Below are 1,426 nucleotides of genomic sequence, written 5' to 3'. Positions count from 1 at the left end.
GCTCCGCGTCCCAACAGCGGCCGCAGAGCGTCCATGGCGGCGTTACCACGCAGAGCGTGGGAACGATCAATAAGGCGAAGTAGTTAGCCTGCTTTCTTTTATCCCGGCCCCGCGCCATGATGTCGGCAACTCTCCCACCGCCGCCCGCGAACGAGTGCTCATGTCTGCGCAGCCACTGCCACCGCAAAGCTCCCTGGCGATCACCCTGCAGATCGTCTCCATCGTTTTCTACACTTTCATTGCTTTCCTCTGCATCGGGTTACCGATTGCGGTGTTACCCGGTTACGTCCATGAGCAACTGGGTTTCAGCGCGATCATTGCCGGTCTGGTGATCGGTTCGCAGTACCTGGCCACCCTGCTCAGCCGGCCAATGGCCGGGCGCATGTCGGACACGCTTGGGACCAAGCGGGCGATCATTTATGGCTTGTGGGGGATTGTTCTCAGTGGCGCGCTGACGTTGCTGTCGACCTTGCTGCAAAGCTTTCCGCTGACCAGCCTGTTGATCCTGATTGCCGGGCGCCTGCTGCTTGGCATTGCCCAAGGCTTGATCGGCGTCGGCACCATCAGTTGGTGCATGGGCCAGGTCGGTGTCGAGCATACGGCGAAATCCATCGGCTGGAACGGCATCGCCTCTTACGGCGCGATCGCCATTGGCGCGCCGCTGGGCGTGGTGATGGTTGCCGAATATGGTTTTGTCAGCCTTGGCCTCGCGCTGTCGGCGTTGGCGGCTGGTGCGCTGTGGTTGATCCGCAACAAGCCTTCGGTGCCGGTGATTCGTGGCGAGCGCCTGTCGTTCTGGGCGGTGTTCGGCAAGATTGCGCCGTACGGCACCAGCCTGACGCTGGCCTCGATCGGCTACGGCACACTGACGACTTTCATCACCCTTTATTACCTCAACCGAGGCTGGACCGGCGCGGCGTACTGCCTGACCGTGTTTGGCGTGTGTTTCATCCTGTCGCGGCTGTTGTTCATCTCGGCGATTGCCCGGTTTGGCGGGTTTGCCTCGGCCATCGTTTGCATGTCGGTTGAAACTGTCGGGCTGGTGATGTTGTGGCTGGCGCCCTCCACTGCGTATGCGTTGATTGGCGCAGGACTGGCGGGATTTGGGCTGTCGTTGGTGTATCCGGCGCTCGGGGTGGAAGCGATCAAACAGGTGCCGAGTTCCAGCCGTGGTTCAGGGTTGGGGGCTTATGCAGTGTTCTTCGATCTGGCACTGGCGATTGCCGGGCCATTGATGGGCGCGGTGGCGTTGAATCTGGGCTATTCGTGGATTTTCTTCAGCGCGGCGTTGTTGTCGGTGACCGGGTTGGGCTTGACCTTGTTGCTCAAGCGCCGCGCGACCTCATGAAACACCGATCCCCTTGTAGGAGCTGACGAGTGCAACGAGGCTGCGATCTCTTGATCTTCAAAGCAAAATCAAAAGGTC

The 1,426-nt window shown here is 60.4% G+C and carries 1 protein-coding gene; it reads left to right on the top strand.

Going from position 1 to position 1,426, the window contains the following annotated elements; translation table 11 throughout:
- The first annotated feature begins 160 nt into the window (after positions 1-160).
- Positions 161-1,348, top strand: coding sequence for an MFS transporter (locus F8N49_RS27705; protein WP_024012925.1), 1,188 nt, complete (start codon positions 161-163; stop codon positions 1,346-1,348).
- Positions 1,349-1,426 lie beyond the last annotated feature (78 nt).

It is taken from the genome of Pseudomonas sp. GXM4, from assembly GCF_008923895.1.
In the GTDB taxonomy this organism is placed as follows: domain Bacteria; phylum Pseudomonadota; class Gammaproteobacteria; order Pseudomonadales; family Pseudomonadaceae; genus Aquipseudomonas; species Aquipseudomonas atacamensis.
Note: the sequence above shows the minus strand (reverse complement) of the source record. Positions and strands in the feature narration are given on the sequence as shown.

Bases quoted from the DNA above. Each gene is read 5' to 3' on its own strand.
- F8N49_RS27705 (WP_024012925.1), top strand. From the start codon at position 161: ATGTCTGCGCAGCCACTGCCACCGCAAAGCTCCCTGGCGATCACCCTG.